General features: G+C 53.9%; 16 protein-coding genes. 5 read left to right on the top strand and 11 right to left on the bottom strand.

The genetic code is table 11. From position 1 onward, the window contains the following. Positions 1-10: 10 nt before the first annotated feature. The 4 genes from ACP6EK_RS03910 to ACP6EK_RS03895 are packed head-to-tail and all read right to left on the bottom strand — an operon-like array spanning position 11 to position 5,493. Positions 11-1,306, bottom strand: coding sequence for an ABC transporter substrate-binding protein (locus ACP6EK_RS03910; RefSeq protein ID WP_438318184.1), 1,296 nt, complete (start codon positions 1,304-1,306; stop codon positions 11-13). Positions 1,307-1,357: 51 nt separating this feature from the next. Further along, positions 1,358-2,317: an ROK family protein gene (locus ACP6EK_RS03905; RefSeq protein ID WP_438318181.1), complete on the bottom strand. Its 960-nt coding sequence runs from the start codon at positions 2,315-2,317 to the stop codon at positions 1,358-1,360. A 15-nt stretch (positions 2,318-2,332) separates the two neighbouring features. Further along, positions 2,333-4,756, bottom strand: a complete 2,424-nt coding sequence (locus ACP6EK_RS03900; RefSeq protein ID WP_438318178.1) for a glycyl radical protein — start codon at positions 4,754-4,756, stop codon at positions 2,333-2,335. A 17-nt stretch (positions 4,757-4,773) separates the two neighbouring features. Continuing rightward, positions 4,774-5,493: a GntR family transcriptional regulator gene (locus tag ACP6EK_RS03895; RefSeq protein WP_438318175.1), complete on the bottom strand. Its 720-nt coding sequence runs from the start codon at positions 5,491-5,493 to the stop codon at positions 4,774-4,776. A 262-nt stretch (positions 5,494-5,755) separates the two neighbouring features. Here ACP6EK_RS03895 and ACP6EK_RS03890 point away from each other — a divergent pair, with 262 nt between their 5' ends. The 4 genes from ACP6EK_RS03890 to ACP6EK_RS03875 are packed head-to-tail and all read left to right on the top strand — an operon-like array spanning position 5,756 to position 8,511. Next, complete coding sequence (locus ACP6EK_RS03890; RefSeq protein WP_438318872.1) at positions 5,756-6,001, top strand: isoamylase early set domain-containing protein; 246 nt, start codon at positions 5,756-5,758, stop codon at positions 5,999-6,001. A 2-nt stretch (positions 6,002-6,003) separates the two neighbouring features. Next, the gene (locus tag ACP6EK_RS03885; protein WP_438318172.1) at positions 6,004-7,386 is read left to right on the top strand and encodes an NfeD family protein; all 1,383 of its coding nucleotides are present in this window, start codon (positions 6,004-6,006) and stop codon (positions 7,384-7,386) included. Beyond that, complete coding sequence (gene floA / locus ACP6EK_RS03880; protein WP_438318169.1) at positions 7,383-8,360, top strand: flotillin-like protein FloA; 978 nt, start codon at positions 7,383-7,385, stop codon at positions 8,358-8,360. Before ACP6EK_RS03885 ends, floA begins: the two co-directional genes overlap by 4 nt. Continuing rightward, complete coding sequence (locus ACP6EK_RS03875; RefSeq protein ID WP_438318166.1) at positions 8,347-8,511, top strand: hypothetical protein; 165 nt, start codon at positions 8,347-8,349, stop codon at positions 8,509-8,511. The genes floA and ACP6EK_RS03875 overlap by 14 nt, the downstream gene beginning before the upstream one ends. 63 nt (positions 8,512-8,574) lie before the next feature. Here the strand turns inward: ACP6EK_RS03875 and ACP6EK_RS03870 are convergent, their stop codons facing one another. Together ACP6EK_RS03870 and ACP6EK_RS03865 are read right to left on the bottom strand one after the other, a co-directional pair. Beyond that, the gene (locus tag ACP6EK_RS03870; RefSeq protein WP_438318163.1) at positions 8,575-8,814 is read right to left on the bottom strand and encodes a hypothetical protein; all 240 of its coding nucleotides are present in this window, start codon (positions 8,812-8,814) and stop codon (positions 8,575-8,577) included. Beyond that, complete coding sequence (locus tag ACP6EK_RS03865; RefSeq protein WP_438318160.1) at positions 8,759-9,427, bottom strand: GNAT family N-acetyltransferase; 669 nt, start codon at positions 9,425-9,427, stop codon at positions 8,759-8,761. Before ACP6EK_RS03865 ends, ACP6EK_RS03870 begins: the two co-directional genes overlap by 56 nt. Before the next feature lie 155 nt (positions 9,428-9,582). Between ACP6EK_RS03865 and ACP6EK_RS03860 the strand changes: the two genes are divergently transcribed. Further along, a complete protein-coding gene (locus ACP6EK_RS03860) occupies positions 9,583-10,197 on the top strand; it encodes a molybdopterin-dependent oxidoreductase (RefSeq protein WP_438318157.1) in 615 nt (204 codons plus the stop codon). Between the two features lie 7 nt (positions 10,198-10,204). Here the strand turns inward: ACP6EK_RS03860 and ACP6EK_RS03855 are convergent, their stop codons facing one another. Genes ACP6EK_RS03855 through ACP6EK_RS03835 form a run of 5 tightly spaced genes read right to left on the bottom strand, consistent with a single transcriptional unit; the run spans position 10,205 to position 15,482 of the window. Continuing rightward, positions 10,205-10,984: a hypothetical protein gene (locus tag ACP6EK_RS03855; protein WP_438318154.1), complete on the bottom strand. Its 780-nt coding sequence runs from the start codon at positions 10,982-10,984 to the stop codon at positions 10,205-10,207. Positions 10,985-10,988: 4 nt separating this feature from the next. Then, on the bottom strand, positions 10,989-11,972 hold the full coding sequence (locus ACP6EK_RS03850; protein ID WP_438318151.1) for an ABC transporter permease: 984 nt from the start codon (positions 11,970-11,972) through the stop codon (positions 10,989-10,991). Next, on the bottom strand, positions 11,969-12,922 hold the full coding sequence (locus tag ACP6EK_RS03845) for an ABC transporter permease (RefSeq protein WP_438318148.1): 954 nt from the start codon (positions 12,920-12,922) through the stop codon (positions 11,969-11,971). Before ACP6EK_RS03845 ends, ACP6EK_RS03850 begins: the two co-directional genes overlap by 4 nt. Beyond that, the gene (locus ACP6EK_RS03840; RefSeq protein ID WP_438318145.1) at positions 12,919-14,439 is read right to left on the bottom strand and encodes a sugar ABC transporter ATP-binding protein; all 1,521 of its coding nucleotides are present in this window, start codon (positions 14,437-14,439) and stop codon (positions 12,919-12,921) included. Before ACP6EK_RS03840 ends, ACP6EK_RS03845 begins: the two co-directional genes overlap by 4 nt. A gap of 56 nt (positions 14,440-14,495) precedes the next feature. Then, the gene (locus ACP6EK_RS03835; RefSeq protein WP_438318142.1) at positions 14,496-15,482 is read right to left on the bottom strand and encodes an autoinducer 2 ABC transporter substrate-binding protein; all 987 of its coding nucleotides are present in this window, start codon (positions 15,480-15,482) and stop codon (positions 14,496-14,498) included. Positions 15,483-15,667 lie beyond the last annotated feature (185 nt).

Here is a 15,667-nt window from a genome sequence, read left to right as displayed (position 1 = left end):
CTTTGAAAGACTACTGTTCCCAGAACCAGCTACAGGCTTCAGCGAGATTCGTTCTCTCAGCGGCTTCAGCGATAGCCTGTATAGCAGCGTCTACATCCTGGTCGACAAGGAACCTTGTGAGGATATCCATGAGCTCACTCCCAAAAGCTGGGGTAATCATGCCTCCGTGGAAACCATCACACACTGCCCGAAGAGTGCGGAGGTCATTAGCACTTCTCTGGCGATAAGGGTCAGGATATACATCAGGAGGCACATCATTTACAATTGTTACTGAGCCTTTGATGAGATTGAAGGCTTTCTGAGCTTCAGGAGTAGTACACATTCTGATCCAGTCCCGAGCATTATTGGGATGAGGCGCACCTTTAGGGAGCGGGAAGGTATCAGCATGACCCATCCAGATATCTTTGGGAATAGCAGTAGCGCTGAAATCCACCTCGGGCTGCATACCAATGCTCAAGTAATAACCTAGCACCCAGTCCCCCATCCAGTACATGGCCGCTTCACCGGTCTTTAAAAGTGCCCCTGCCTCGTCCCAGCTCTTTGTAGCATGCCACGGGTAAATATATGGAATAAGGGCAGCGTAACGTTCCATCGCTTTCCGGAAGGTAGGATCGTTTCGGAAATCAATCTTACCAGTATTAGCCCGCTCGTAAAAATCGGGGCCACCAGTGGTGAGGAGAACCATGTCATAGAGGTATGTGGACCAAACTTTTTCCCTCGTCCCTAAAGCCAGTGGAGAAATGTCGGGCTTTGCCTCCTTAATTTTTTTGCAAGTTTCAAGGAGTTCGTCATAAGTTTCAGGAGGCTTGATACCCAGCTCGTCAAAAATTTTTTTGTTGTACCACAACCAATTTGTACGATGAGCGTTGATTGGTACTGAATAAACGTGCCCACCGAACCTCAGAGTCTTAATCCACATGGGGTTAATACGAGCCTCGAAGTTTGCTTCCGCCCAAATATCATCGACTGGCTCAAGGTAACCAGCATCAATGTAATCTTTCTGTTGATTGCCCTGGTGGTCCTGGAACGAGTCGGGAGGCATCCCAGCAGCCAAATTGCTCATAAGTACCGCAAGCATTGTTTCTCCCCCACCACCTGCCACAGGATTCTCTACGATCTTGACCCCGGGGTTGCGTTTCTGGTAAAGCTCAAATAAGGCATCAATCGCTTCTTTCTCGCCGCCGGCTGTCCAATAGTGGAAGATGATGAACTCGTTTTCCTTCTCCTGAGCTAAGGCTATCCCCACCAACCCCAGGAACAAGGCTCCAAGCAACAGAGTTATCCCAAGACCGACAAACTTCCTCATCGTTTCCCTCCTCCTTCAGAGTAATACCCAGTACTCTACTAAGGGATCCTATCACACGGATGCCGCAAGACTCTCAAACACAAGTATTGCACCACCTAAAACTCCATTCCAATCATTCAGTTTTGCTTCTCGAATTTCCGTTCTCTCCACCACCTCCTTCGGTAAATGGGTACTTAAGTACTCCCTAATGTCCTTGTGGAAGAGCGCCAGAAGTGCTTTCCCCAAGGCTCCACCAACAACTATGGCCTCAGGGTTAAGAATATGAACGACATTAAGAAAGGCAATGCAAAGATACTCAACCAGGGGTTTCATAGCTCTCAGAGCAGAGGGGTTTCCACACTGCGCAAGTTCCACAAACTTCTTAACACAATCTTCCTCTCTATTTCCATCTTGGAAAAGGAACCTGCAAGAGGGCTCTTCCCGGATGAATTTCTCAAGGCCGAGACCAGAAAGGAGAGACATAACACATCCTCTGTTCCCACATTTGCACTGCGGCCCACGAAGGTCCACCACCATGTGGCCAAATTCCCCTGCGCTTCCCAAAAAACCGCGGTACAGTTGTCGATTGAAGAAGATGGCACCTCCTGTACCCGTGCTTATGGTGATGTACACAACATCCCGGTACTCCTTCCCTGCTCCCAGACGAACCTCCGCAAGCCCTGCAAGATTAGCGTCGTTATCTACAAGTACAGGAAACCCCACCCTTTCTTCTATCATCTTCGCCAGCGGAACTTTCTCCCATCCCTCGTGACGAAGGTTCGAATACGAGAAAGTACACCCTTGCGTGAACCAGATCGGGCCAGGGTATCCAACCCCCACACCCAACACATTTTCCTGTCCCTCAAGAAGCTGAGCAAGGGATTTTGCTACAAAATTGGCTAACTCCAGTGGTGCAAAATACTGATGTTCCTGGGTGATGAAACACCGTTCTATGCTCAACTCTTCACTTACAAGACCCAAACGGAGCTTGGTGCCGCCAATATCAATCCCTACGGCATAGTGTTTCTTCAAGACGATCACCCGAAACTATAGAGAATGTTCGGTGCGACGAATAATATCTTCCTGGGTCCTCGGGTCAAGGGCAATAAAAAGAGCACTGTAACCAGCTACTCTCACAATGAGATCGCAGTACTTCTCCGGGTTTTTCTGTGCTTCCCGTAGCGTCTTAGCATCAATAACATTAAACTGGACATGCCATCCCTTCAAATCACGGAAGAAAGTAACAATGAGATCAACAAGCTTTCGCAAGCCCTCCTCGGTAGCCAGGACTGAGGGCGTGAACTTGAGGTTTAGAAGTTGGGCAATCATCTTCACCGTTGGAAGTTTGCTCACAGATTTTAGGACACCGGTAGGTCCTCTTTTCTCCGTACCATAAAAAGGAGAGACACCCTCAGCAATGGGTTCGTGGGCCTTCCTTCCATCAGGAGTGGCACCCACTGCCATCCCCAGAGGGACATTTGCCGATATGTTTGAGGTAGAACCGCAATAATTACCGCCTATGGGACCTCGTCCATAGCGAGTGTTGCGATATTGTCGTAACTCGCTGAGATAGTCTTCCATAATTCTTCGAGCCAGTTCATCCACATAATCATCATCATTCCCATACTTGGGAACTTCTTCAAGAATCCTCTTGCGGAGGAACTGTCCTCTGGGACTTTCAAAATCTTCCCGCAAAGCGGACAGCAATTCTTCCCAGCTGACAGACTTTTCCTCGTAAATGAGCTTCTTTATCGAAGCCAGACTGTTCGCAGCATTAGCCAAGCCAGAGAAAGGCCCGCTGATAACGTCATACACTGCTCCTCCTTCCTTAATGCTTTTGCCACGTCCAAGGCAATCCTCAACCAACGCGGAACAGAAAGCATCAGGCACAAGCTCTTCTAAGGCTGTGTCTGCACCCACATCCATAAGCACCTCACATCTAGTGTAAAAGGCCAGCTGCTTTTTAAATTCCTCGTAAAACTCTTCAAAGGTTAAGCACTCCTGGGGCAACTTTGTTGCGCAGAGACAAACACCGCGCTCTGGACATTTTCCCCCGTAAAGAGTCAACTCAAGAACCTTTAAAACGTTAAGGAACGCCATGCCTGTGTTTCTATACCCCCACTTACCGGGCACAGCCGCCTCTACACAACCCACTATAGCGTAATCTCGAGCATCCTCAACAGTTGCTCCTTTGTCCATAAGAGCCGGGATGATAATTTCATCGTTTTTCATAGCAGGCATGCCAAAACCAAGCCGGATAACCTTTGCACATTCTTCAAGATAAAACCTTGGAGAAGAAGCATGGTAACGAGCAGAAAGATTTGGCGTGGTGAGCCTCAGTCCTCCGACTGCTTTAAGAATCAAAAGGGTCAGCTCATTTGTAGCGTCACGACCCAGGCGATCCTGGCCACCAATAGTAACATTCTGATACGTTGTGTAGCCGATGCCAAACTGTGTGTGCGCCCAAGGCCGAATCTTATTGATAGTAAACATCTTCACAAAAAGATTTTGAAGAAGTTCAACGGTTTGTTCGGGGTCAATGCGACCCAGCTCTGCGTCTTTCTTCCAGTAAGGGTAGAGATACTGGTCGAGGCGCCCCAAGGAGAAGGAATGCCCATTGCTTTCTATTTGGGTCACAAGATGTACAAACCAGACAAGCTGAAGCGCCTCGTAAAAATCCGAAGGTGGAAGGTGGGCAATGTTTTCAAGTACCCTCGCCAAATTCTTTAACTCATTCTTTCTCTGCAAGTCTTCAATAACTTCGGCCTCGAGCCGGGCAAGTTGGGCATATCTTTCAATAAAATGGATCACCCCTTGGAGAGCAATCGTCACAGCATCATAAAACAAACTTTTCCGAACAAACTCGGGATCATTGGGTTCCAAAGACTCTTTTCTTTCCTTCACCTCTTGCAGAAGTCCTCCAAGACCCTTTTCCAAAACTTTCGGGAAATTTACGATAATGTGACCATCTCCAGAAGTTATATTTCCTCTGCCAGATATTGCCCCTATCTTCTGTGCCTCAAGGACAAAAGGTGGGATGATTCGGATAGCGCGATCATACAAGGTCTTACCTTTCCAGTAAGGAATAACCTCCTCTAGGAGAATTCTCTTCGATTCCTCATCAACAAGGAAAACATCGCCCTTACGCAGATGGAATTGATCAATCTCGTCAACTATCCAGTCCCAAGAATATTCAGGGAAAATAGGTGCACCCCGTGGTTTTGAAGCCTGGTTCCCCACAAGAAGCTCGTCCCGATAGATAAAGATACTCATTTCTTCAAGAGTCTTTGCCAGAGCCTTAGCTCGCCTAAGGATCGGTGGATCTGCCTCATTCTCCTTATAAACCTGGGTATAAATGCGAGCTCTTTCCACACACACCTGGGGGATAGTGTTCAGGAGCTCCTCTCGCATCGCCCGAATTCGTTCCGTCATGCCATACTCGATATCCATAATCTCAAGATCCAACTTCATGCCTGATAACCCCCTCATTACAATCTCCTACGTAAAACCTCAAAATGGAAAAACCCCGAGTGGTAGTAATCCTTCGAAAATGCAATGATTCGACCTCTTGCGTCATAATGAAGATGTTGCAGAAGGAGGAATGGTACTCTCTGCTTAAGCCTCATTTTCTTCAAAAAAGCACTGTCAGGGATATAAGGTATAATTTTTGCCCACGAAAAGACAACCTTCACGCCGCTTTTCTCCAAAGCCTGAAAAAGAGAGCCATTCCAATCTTCCTCGCTGAAGGTCAGAGTATACTTCTTAGGGAGAATATCCTCGAGGTACACAATGGCTTCTCCCTCAAAACCCCGAATTCGCTGAAGAAACACAAGTGGCGTACCTACCTCTACCTCCAGCTTCTGAGCGAGAAAATCATCTGCCAGAATCTCCTCTCGTGAAACCCAGAAGTTCACCAAGGTAATTCCCGATTCCTGGGCCATTTCAGTCACGCTACGAAGTTGTGAAATATCTCTGCCTAAAGAAGAAGGATCCACAGTAACAAAGGTTCCTTTGCCCTGAACGGTTTCGAGGATATGCAACTGCTCTAAACTCCGTATCGCTTCTCGAATCGTAGATCTACCCACAGAAAAAATGCTTGCCAACTGCTCAATAGACGGGAGCTTATCGCCCTTTGAGAGATTTTCTTTAAAGATATACTCCAGTATATGCTTTTTCGCCTGATTCACCAGGTTCTCTCTGACAATCATATCGACTCATCAAGTCATATGCTGACCTGCTGAGATTATTATACAAGTCCTTCTGGGATATTTCAAGCCGCTGTATAGGTCCACATCATGTGGGACACTCGGAAAGTCCAGTGTCTCTCGGGGTGTCCTGGTTTTTCTCCCCACCTCGGGCACCACCCCCTCCATCACCTTGCGACCCAAATTAGATACAGGGAATAATCCCTCGCCGGAAAGGTTGTCCTTTGCAGAATAGCGCACCAAGGAGGGAAGTCCTTTGCCTCGAGTGACCTTTCGCCTGGAATATCCCGCTGCTTCAGAGGTCTTTTTAGCAGGAAGCTTCAACCACTGGGACCCTCAAAGCCACCTTTTGAAGAGGACCAAGAAAGGGTACTGGAGCATTACCATCACGCTTCCCCGGGGACGGCATGAGTACCGCTACGTTGTGGACGGCCAGTGGTTCACCGACCCGGACACCCTGAGAGTCCCCAATGCATTCGGGTCAGAAAACTCGGTGATTGTGGTGGAGTGACCGTGGGGTGCTCTTCGGGCTGGCTGAGAAAGTCCGCCTCCGGTACGGTTCAGGCCGCTGTAACCACCGGGGTGATGGTGGTCTTCCTGTTTGCGCCAGCTCTTGCTCTTGCGGGAACCATCTTCTGGGCTTCTCTGAAGGACATTCCCGGTATTGGTGCCGTAGAGTGGGGCATGGCGAGCTTCGTCCAGAGGGTGCTCAAAGAAGCAGAAGAGGAACGTGCCGAAGCAGTGGTCTTCGAAATCGATACCCTCGGTGGGCGGGTCGACGCCATGCTTTTTGCCAAAGACGCTATCTTCCGGTCTCCGGTGAAAACCATCGCCTTTGTGAACTCCAAAGCCTGGTCGGCAGGAGTGTTCCTTGCGCTGGCCTGCGAGCGGATATTCATCGCTCCCGATGGGAGCATCGGGGCAAGCGAGCCCCGTTCTGGCGGGGAAGACACCGAAAAACCTGACCCTAAAGCAGTGTCGGCCATTCGTGCGCACATTGAGGCCCTTGCCGAGGCCCGGGGCCGGGATCCCCAGATTTTCGCCGGAATGGTGGACCGCGAAGTTGAGATTCCGGGAGTGAAAGAGCAAGGGACGCTCCTTACCCTTTCTGCCCAGCGTGCCCTGGAGCTTACAGTCGTTGATGGGATTGCCCGGGGGCAAAAGGAGGTACTGGAGAGAGCTGGCCTTCGGGGAGAAGTCGTGACGGTTGATCCCTCCTGGTCGGAGACGCTGGCTCGGGTTGTGACGTACCCTGCTGTGGTCTCTATCTTGCTTTTCCTGGCTTTTCTGGGGATATTCCTGGAAATCATGACCCCGGGTTTTGGCGTCCCGGGGATTGTGGGCATTGTTTCGCTCCTTTTCGTTTTCGGTGGGAGGTACCTGGCGGGGCTTTCCGGGTGGGAACCTCTCTTGCTCTTCCTCGTCGGGATGCTCCTTCTTATTCTCGAAATTTTCGTCATCCCCGGTTTTGGAGTCACCGGGGTTTTGGGGATTGCAGCCATGGGAGGATCCCTGTACCTTCTTCTTCGGACCACCGAGCAACTGTTCTCCCTGAACGCGATTTTTGAGACCCTCTGGTACCTTGCCCTTGCCGGAGGAGTGTTGCTCCTCTTCCTCCTTTTTCTCCCCTATAACCCCCTCTGGCGGCAACTTGGTCTTCGGGAGCAAAGCCCGAAAGGAGAAAGCGCACTGGAAGCCTCCCCGTATGCAGGGCTTTTGGGGAAGGAGGGTCGGGCAAAGACCGTCCTCCGACCTGCAGGAATGGTGGAGATTGAGGGCAAAGTGTACGATGCCATGAGCCGGGGGGAGTTCATTGCGGCAGGAGAAGCAGTGGTGGTCGATGAGGTACGGGGGAATGTCCTTGTGGTTCGAAGAGAAAGGAGGTCGGCATCGTGAACGTTCTGGGGTATCTCATTCCGGGAATTGTGGTCCTCGTGATCCTTGTGGTGTTCCTTTCCTTTGTCCCCTTAGGGCTCTGGATTTCGGCACTGGCAGCGGGGGTACGGGTGAGCATCCTGACGCTCATCGGCATGCGCTTGCGGCGAGTGCCTCCTGCAAGCATTGTCCTGCCCCTCATCAAGGCCACGAAAGCCGGCCTTGACCTCAGCGTGGGCGCTCTCGAGGCACATTACCTCGCGGGAGGGAACGTCGACCGGGTGGTGATTTCCCTCATTGCCGCCGAGCGGGCCGGGATTCCCCTCTCGTTCCAGAAGGCCTGCGCCATCGACCTTGCCGGACGCAATGTCCTCGAGGCCGTCCAGGTGAGCGTGTTACCGAAGGTTGTGGAGACTCCGGTGGTTGCCGCAGTGGCCAAGGATGGGATTGAACTCAAGGTGAAGGCCCGGGTCACCGTTCGCACCAACATCGACCGGCTCATCGGAGGAGCGACCGAAGCCACGATTATCGCCCGGGTCGGAGAAGGCATCGTCACCACCATTGGCTCGTCCAATTCCCATAAGGAAGTACTTGAGAACCCGGATACGATTTCCAAAACGGTCCTTGAGAAGGGCCTTGATGCCGGCACGGCCTTCGAAATCCTCTCCATCGACATTGCCGATATTGATGTTGGGGAGAACATCGGTGCCCGGCTCCAGATGGACCAGGCCGAGGCCGACAAGCGTGTGGCCCAGGCGAAGGCCGAAGAGCGACGGGCTCTGGCCATTGCCCGGGAGCAGGAAATGAAGGCCTATACCCAGGAAATGCGTGCCAAAGTCGTGGAGGCTGAAGCCGAAATCCCGAAGGCCTTAGCCTACGCCCTGCGGGAGGGGAAACTGGGGGTTCTCGACTACTACTCCCTCCAGAACCTCCAGGCCGACACCCGCATGAGGGAGCGACTCGGAAAGGAGGAGGAAAAAGGTGAAGGACCGTGAGAAAAAAGCGGAAAGGTCTGTCTCCTTCAGAGAGAAGGTGCAACAGGATTTCCCGTCCTTCTGGCTTTTCCGGGAAATCCTCTCCCCGCCGGCCAGCGTGCCCATCCATCCTCTTTTCCGGTGGCGTGCCCGGATTTTACGCCGGCGGTGAGGCTGAGACATTAAAAAGCTTAGAGGCCCTCCCACCCTGCGGACTCTCCGGGGAAACCCTGTTTTAAAAGTAGTCTGCCACTGGGAGGTAGACCTCGCCCGAGAAGGCCCGCAGATACAGGACCATTACCGTCTCCCGGTCGCGGGAAAGGGGAACACCCAAGCGCTGGAGAACCGCCGGGTGGTGGAAGAGGCGCAGGGGTTTTCCCAGACTCTGGAGAATCTCGAGGAGGTTTGAGCGATTTCCTCTACCGAAAAGGTCGAAAACCTCTATTGCCGCTTCTTTCTCCAGGAAATACCCCACCACTCCACCAACCTTGCGGAATGAAGCCACTTTTTTTCCCCTCCCGAAAACGGGAACTATAGCGGTTCCACACCTGCATCCCCCGCAGATACCCGAGGTTTCGAAAGGGGACGAGGAGTTTCATTCTCCGGTAGAACGCCTCATAGGCGCTGAGAATTTCCTCGCCTCTCACACCCGAAAGCGAGAGCCCAGAATCCCGCGGTTCTATGCGTGCCACGAATTTCCCCAGGTCCTGAAACCCGAAGCGCTCGTAGAAAGCGGGAATTTCGGTGACAAGGAGAAGGAACGAAAGACCCTCCCTCTTCGATTGGAGTATGGCTTCCTGAAGCAGCAAGGAGGCTAGTCCCCTCCCCCGAAAATCAGGGTGGGTGGCCACATTGGCAATCCCGCCACCCGGAAGCAACCGTTCACCACCAGAGAAAAGCCGCCGCAGAAGGAAGAGACAGGAAACCACCTCTTTTCCGTCTGTCGCCAACCACACATCCCGGGGATGGAAGAAGGGGTCAAAGCGCAGGAAGCCAAAGTAGTATCCCCGCTCGTCCTGGGGAAAGACCAATCGTAAAAGCTCCACAACCTTTTCAAAATCCCGGAAGGTTCCCCGGCGGATTTCCATACCCTGACTCCAAGCTTTGGGTTCACCGCTTTCCCCCATTCTCCGATACGGCTTCAATGCAGTCAAGTTCCTGCTAGTGCAATTGCCGGTCAATCAGGAATGGAATAGAGTTCTTCCCCAGACGGTTTCAGAGAGGCAGAAAGGGAGTGTGAACGATGAAGAAATACCTGACGGCGCTTGTGGTTCTCGGGGTTTTTGTCTTGCTTTCCGGCGCAGGGTTGACCAAAGAACGGGTGAAGCTTCCTCCCGACACCCCCAAGTCCCAGATCATCCACATGAACCCGGCGGAAGTGGATGCGTCCCTTTTACCCCTTGACCCCGTTGAAAATCTCAACACCACCGGGTTGCCTCCGGAGAACTTCGACCTTGGAAGCTGGTGCCTCGAAGTCAAAGGAAAAAGTGTGGGGAAGGAACTCCGGCTCTCCTATGAGGAGTTGCAGAAGCTCCCCACGGTGAAGAAAAAGGTGCTCCTCATTTGCCCCGGGTTTTTCGCCGATTACGCGGAGTGGGAAGGGGTGCCTTTGCGGGAAATCCTGAGACTTGCCGAGGTAAAAGACTACCAGAAAATCCTCTTTGTGGGTCTTGATAACTACCGCGCCCAGTTCTCTCAGGAGGAACTGGAAGGCGAAAAAGTGGACCTCCTGTTTCTCGCTCTGCGGGTGAACGGAGAGACGCTTCCCAGAGAACACGGCTTCCCTGTGCGCCTGGTGGCGGAAGATTTCTATGGGAGCCGCTGGGTGAAGTGGATCCGGGAAATCGTGGTGGAGTGATTTCCTCCTAATGGCAGGAGAGGCAGCGGCGAACGACCTCATAGGCGTCGGCAGAGGCAATGGTTTCCCGGGTAACAAGGAGAGGGGAAACGGTGCAGCATCCTGAACGTTTTCCCTCTTCCTCCCACCGCCGCAGTATCCCAACGATACAGGAAGCAACAGCAGAGGGCTTCGTATCGACGAGGACATCCACCTTCCCCTCCTGAAGCGCAAAGAGCATCTCGGTCGCCGCCTCAAGGACAAGGAACGCGAAGGGGCGTTCGTTCTTTACCCGAAGAAACGGTCGGGCTTGAAACGCCCGTTCGACCACCACCACACGTTCTTCTTCCACTTCCCCAAAAAAGCGAGCTTCTCCTAAAAGCCCAAGAAGGGGCAGGAAAGGAGAGCGTTCCTCCCCCACAAAGAGGAATTCTCCTTTCCCCCCAGAAAAGAGCTCCTTCTGCAGCACCCTCGCCACCTCTTCAAAGGCAAAGACCACCCGCCCCAGGACCGGGATGGAAAGGTCGCCATCCTCCCCAAGGACAATGGCCAGGGGCTTCTTTCGTGAGCGCTCGAGGACCTTGAGGTCCTCCGGGAAACCGACAACGACGGCTCCCTCAACCTGGGGGATTCCTTCTCCTGTGATTATAGTAGTAATCCGGTAGTCGGGGAGGGAGCGCCGGAGGAAGACCTCAAGAAAGGAGAAGAAATACTCATCATGAGCGGGGGAAAGGAGGACAAGGCGCTTTTCCGCAAAAGCTTCTCCTCCCCCCCACGCAATCAGGACCCCAAAAATGAACAACCACACCAGCCTATATTTTCCGCCGGGCCAGGAGGACCTGGTTGAGGAGGACGCTCCCAACAAGAACTACCCCCAGGGACCCCAGCTGCCAGATCTGGTGGATGCCGGCGAGTTGCATGCCGTTATAGAGGAGCGTGATGATGGCAATCCCGAGCACCACTCCACCGATACTCCCTTCACCGCCTTTAATGCTCACCCCACCCAGAACCGCAATGGTGATGGCCTGGAGCTCATACCCTGTACCGATATCAGGCCGAGCACTGGCGATGCGGGAGGTAATGATCCAGCCCGAGAGGGCGCTCAGTATCCCCGAGAGGGTATAAACGGTGACCCTCACCCGTGCAACATTCATCCCCGAAAAGAGCGCTGCTTTCTCGTTGCTGCCCACCCCGTAGAGGTACCGGCCGAAAATGCTCTTTTCAAGGAGAAGCCAGAGGAGGAGAATCACCGGAACGAAAATGCAGAGGACCTGGAAGGGAATCCCCGCGATGCGGTACTGCCCCACAAAGTAGAAGGACTCGGGAAAGCTCGATACCGGCATGGGATTGGGGCCAAAGCGGGGGTCAACGGCGATGATGAGGGCCAGGGACTTATAGATGTAGAGCGAGGCCAGCGTCACGATGAAGGGGAGGATTCTGGTGTAGCTCACGAGGACCCCGTTGAGGTACCCCATACCCGCCCCGGCAAAAAGCCCAAGGAGAATGGACAGAGAAGGGTTGAGCCCGACCCGCCCGATGAGCACGCCAATAATCATGGCCACAATGGTGAGCATGGAGCCAACCGAGAGGTCGATGCCTCCGCCCCCTGAGAGAATGACGAGCATCTCCGCAAGGGCCAGAAGCCCCAGTTCCACTCCGTACTGGGTCATGTTCGTGAGGTTGTAGAAGGTGAAAAACCCGGGAACGCTCGCGGCAAAGACCGCAAAGAGCGCAACGAAAAGCACAAGGAGAAAAAGCACCCGGTTCTCCACAATGTAGTCCAGGATTCGTTTCATGACCGTTCCCCTCGAGCCCGAATAACGTCAATCATCACGGAGAGGATGATGAGGACCCCAACAACCAGGCCTTCACTCAGGGCAGGGACGTTGAGGAGGACCATGCCGTTTTTAATGATGCCCACAAGGAAGGCCCCAAGGAGACTGCCGATGACTGTCCCCCGTCCACCGAGAATGCTCGTGCCCCCGAGCACCACCGCAGCGATAACCTCAAGCTCAAAACCGCTTCCCGTGTTCGTCTGGACAATCCCCGTGCGGGCAACATAGACAAGTCCGGCGAACCCCGCCAGGGCTCCCAAAACGGCGTAGACGAAAAGCGTCGTCCGCCTGAGGTCAATGCCTGAGACCCGGGCGGCCTCGGGGTTATTCCCCACGGCGTAAATCGCCCGCCCCAGGGGACGGGAAGAGAGGAAGTAGGTGAAAAACGCAATGAGCACCACGGTGATCCACATGGATATGGGGACACCGAGCCACTTGCCAAGACCGATCACCCGAATCGCCGGCGGGATTCCGGAAATCCACCGTCCTCCAAGGAGCTGGTACATGAGGCTCCGGAGGATGCTCATCATGCCCAACGTCACGATGATGGGAGGGACATTGCCGAAGGCGATGAGTGTCCCGTTGAAGAGGCCGATGGCCAAACCTGTGCCGAGGGCAGAAAGAAGGACAAAGACCGGCGAGTACCCTCCCACAAGGAGCTTCCCCGCCACCACCGAGGCCATCCCCAGGGTGGAGCCCACGGAAACATCGATACCCCCGGTGATGATGACCATGGTCATGCCGATGGCCGAGATGGCCGTTCCGGCAAGCTGGAGGAGGAGATTCGAGAGGTTGCTCACCGACATGAAACGCTCTGTTGTCAGAGCAAAAAGGACGACGAGGACCACGATGAGCCCCAGAACCGTGAATTCCCGCCGCCGCAGCACCTTTCGAAATCCGGTATTCGTCACACCCCCACACCTCCGGCAACAGCCATCCGCTCGCCCGTTGCGGCCCGAATGATGTTCTCGGCAGTCTTCTCCGGGCCCTCGAAAACCCCTGTGATCCTCCCCTCGTGCATGACGACGACCCGGTCCGACATCTTGAGAATCTCGGGAAGTTCTGAAGAGATCATCATGATCGCCAGCCCCCGGTCTGCAAGGTGAGCGATGAGGTTGTGAATTTCGGACTTTGAGGCCACATCAATCCCCCGGGTTGGCTCGTCAAGAATGAGGAGCTTCGGTGTCACCGAAAGCCACTTGGCAAGGACAACCTTCTGCTGATTCCCACCGCTTAAGCTGTAGACCCTGGTTTTGAGATTCGGGGTTTTGATGTTGAGTTCCCGTATATGCTTCTCGGCAATGTCCCGTTCTCTTCGGACGTCGACAATCCCCAGGCGCCGCACGAGTTCCCTGAGGATGGTGACCGAGATGTTGTAGGCCACGCTCTGGATGGGGAAAAGCCCCTGGACTTTCCGGTCTTCGGGGAGGTAGGCAATACCAGCCTGCATGGCCTCTTCAGGAGACCCAAAGCTCACCTCGTGGCCGTTGAAGAGCATTTTTCCGCTCTCAGGGCGGAAGAGACCAAAGATGGTCTGGGCAACATCGGTTCTCCCTGAGCCCACAAGACCAAAAAAGCCGAGAATCTCTCCGGGGAAAAGGTCGAAGGAAATATCGAAAAACCGAGGTCTTCTCGTCAACCCCCGCACTGAAAGGAGAGGGTGGTCTCCTTTCACACCCCTGCGGGCGATCTCCTCCACAAGGAGCTTCCCGGCCATGAGCTCGACGATTCTCGCCCGGTCGACGGCGGCGATGGGGAATTCTCCCCGGACCTCTCCGTCCCGCATGACCGTCACCCGGTCGGCGATGCGGAAGATTTCCTCAAGACGGTGGGAGATGTAGATAATCCCCACACCCTGGTCCCGGAGTTTGCGGATGATGGTGAAGAGCCGCTCGGTCTCGTGTTCGGTGAGAATCGCCGTGGGCTCGTCAAAAATAATGACCTTCGCCTCGTACACCAGGGCCTTGGCAATGAGGACAAGCTGTTGCAGGCCAACGCTGAGCTCACCCATGGGTTCCCGCAGAAAGTGGTGTGGGAGACCGAGAGAGGCAAAAAGCGACCTTGCCTGTTCTTCTTCTCTTTTCCAGTCGATGTTCCCCCAGGGCGTCCGGATTTCCCGGCCGAGGAAGATGTTCTCGAGAACACTGAGCTCGCTGTACACCAGGGGTTCCTGGTACACGGTGGAGATGCCTATCTCCTGAGCCTTCCGGGGTGAGTCGATGCGGACGGGCTGACCCATGTAGAAGATGTCCCCCCGGTCCGGAAGAAGAGCTCCGGAGATAATCTTAACCAGGGTAGACTTCCCCGCACCATTTTCTCCAACCAGGGCATGGACCTCTCCAGAACGGAGGGTGAAGTCCACACCCCGCAGTGCCTGCACGCCCCCGAAAGATTTAAAAATCTTGCGGCATTCCAGGGTGTACTCCATCGCCATCTCTCCGAATAACAAGGGCGCCCCGAAGTGGGGCGCCCACTCGAGTTTTCTCAGAAGAACATGTACTGGTCGATGTTGGAGGCGTCGAAGACCTTCGGCGGCCCAAGAACCAGCATCTTATCCTTGGCGATGTACTTGGGTTTCGTCTCGATTCCGGGGATCTCGTACTCTTTGCCATCCTCGAACTGGTTCCCGTCAAGGAGGTACTTCGCAGCCCAGACGGTGAGGTACCCAAGGTCAATGGGGTTCCAGAGGACAAAGGACTTCACGGTGCCACTCTTCACGTACTTGGCCATCATGGAAGGTACTGAAAGCCCTGTGGCCACAATCTGGCCGCTTTTGCCTGCCTGTTCAATGGCCTCGGCAACTCCCGGGGCAGAAGTGCTGCACTGGCCGATAACGCCCTTGAGGTTAGGGAAGGCGTTGATGAGGTCGAGCATGACATTGATGGCCATCTGGACGTCTTCCTCGGCATAGCGGATGGTCACGAGCTTCATCTTGGGGTACTGGGCCAGGCGCTCGAGCTCATAGGCAATCCAGATGTTCAGGTTCCAGGCAGTGGGACCGCAGGAGACGATGGCGAATTCGCCCTCGTAGTTCATAGCCTTGGCGAGCTCATCCATCACCGTGTACCCGATTTCATTCTGCAGCGCCTGGTTCACGAAAAGGTCCCGCACCTCCTGGGCACCGTCGGTGTCACTCGTCATGACGAGGATACCCTTCTCCTTGGCCTTCTTGAGAACCGGGGTAATGGCTGCCGGATCGTTGGGTGCCACCGCAATGGCATCAACGCCCTGGGTGATGAGGTTATCGATGATTTCAATCTGCTTGGCTACATCTGCCGTCACAGGGCCGGTGTAGATGAACTCCACATCGAGATCCTGCGCCGCCTTCTTCCCACCCTCCTCCATGGCGTTGAAGTAGGGGATTCCGATGAGCTTGGGCACGAAGGCAATCCTATACTTAGCCTCGGCCATAACAACAGAAAGGAGCAGGACCGCAAGAACCACAAAGAGCACAACCGCAAACCTCTTCACACCACATCCCTCCCTTTCGGTTTTGTACCTTCACTATAGCTCACCATATTGTCCTTTTCAAGGCCTCTATCGCGCGCTTCTTGAACCCATACAGGTTCTTGCCACCATTCCCCATTGATGGTAGAATTACGGCGGTGTCGAAGGCGGCATCGTTGCGAGAACAAAGACGTTCTCCACATTCTCGT

This window comes from Candidatus Caldatribacterium sp. SIUC1 (genome assembly GCF_051549785.1).
Taxonomy (GTDB): Bacteria; Atribacterota; Atribacteria; order Atribacterales; family Caldatribacteriaceae; genus Caldatribacterium.
Note: the sequence above shows the minus strand (reverse complement) of the source record. Positions and strands in the feature narration are given on the sequence as shown.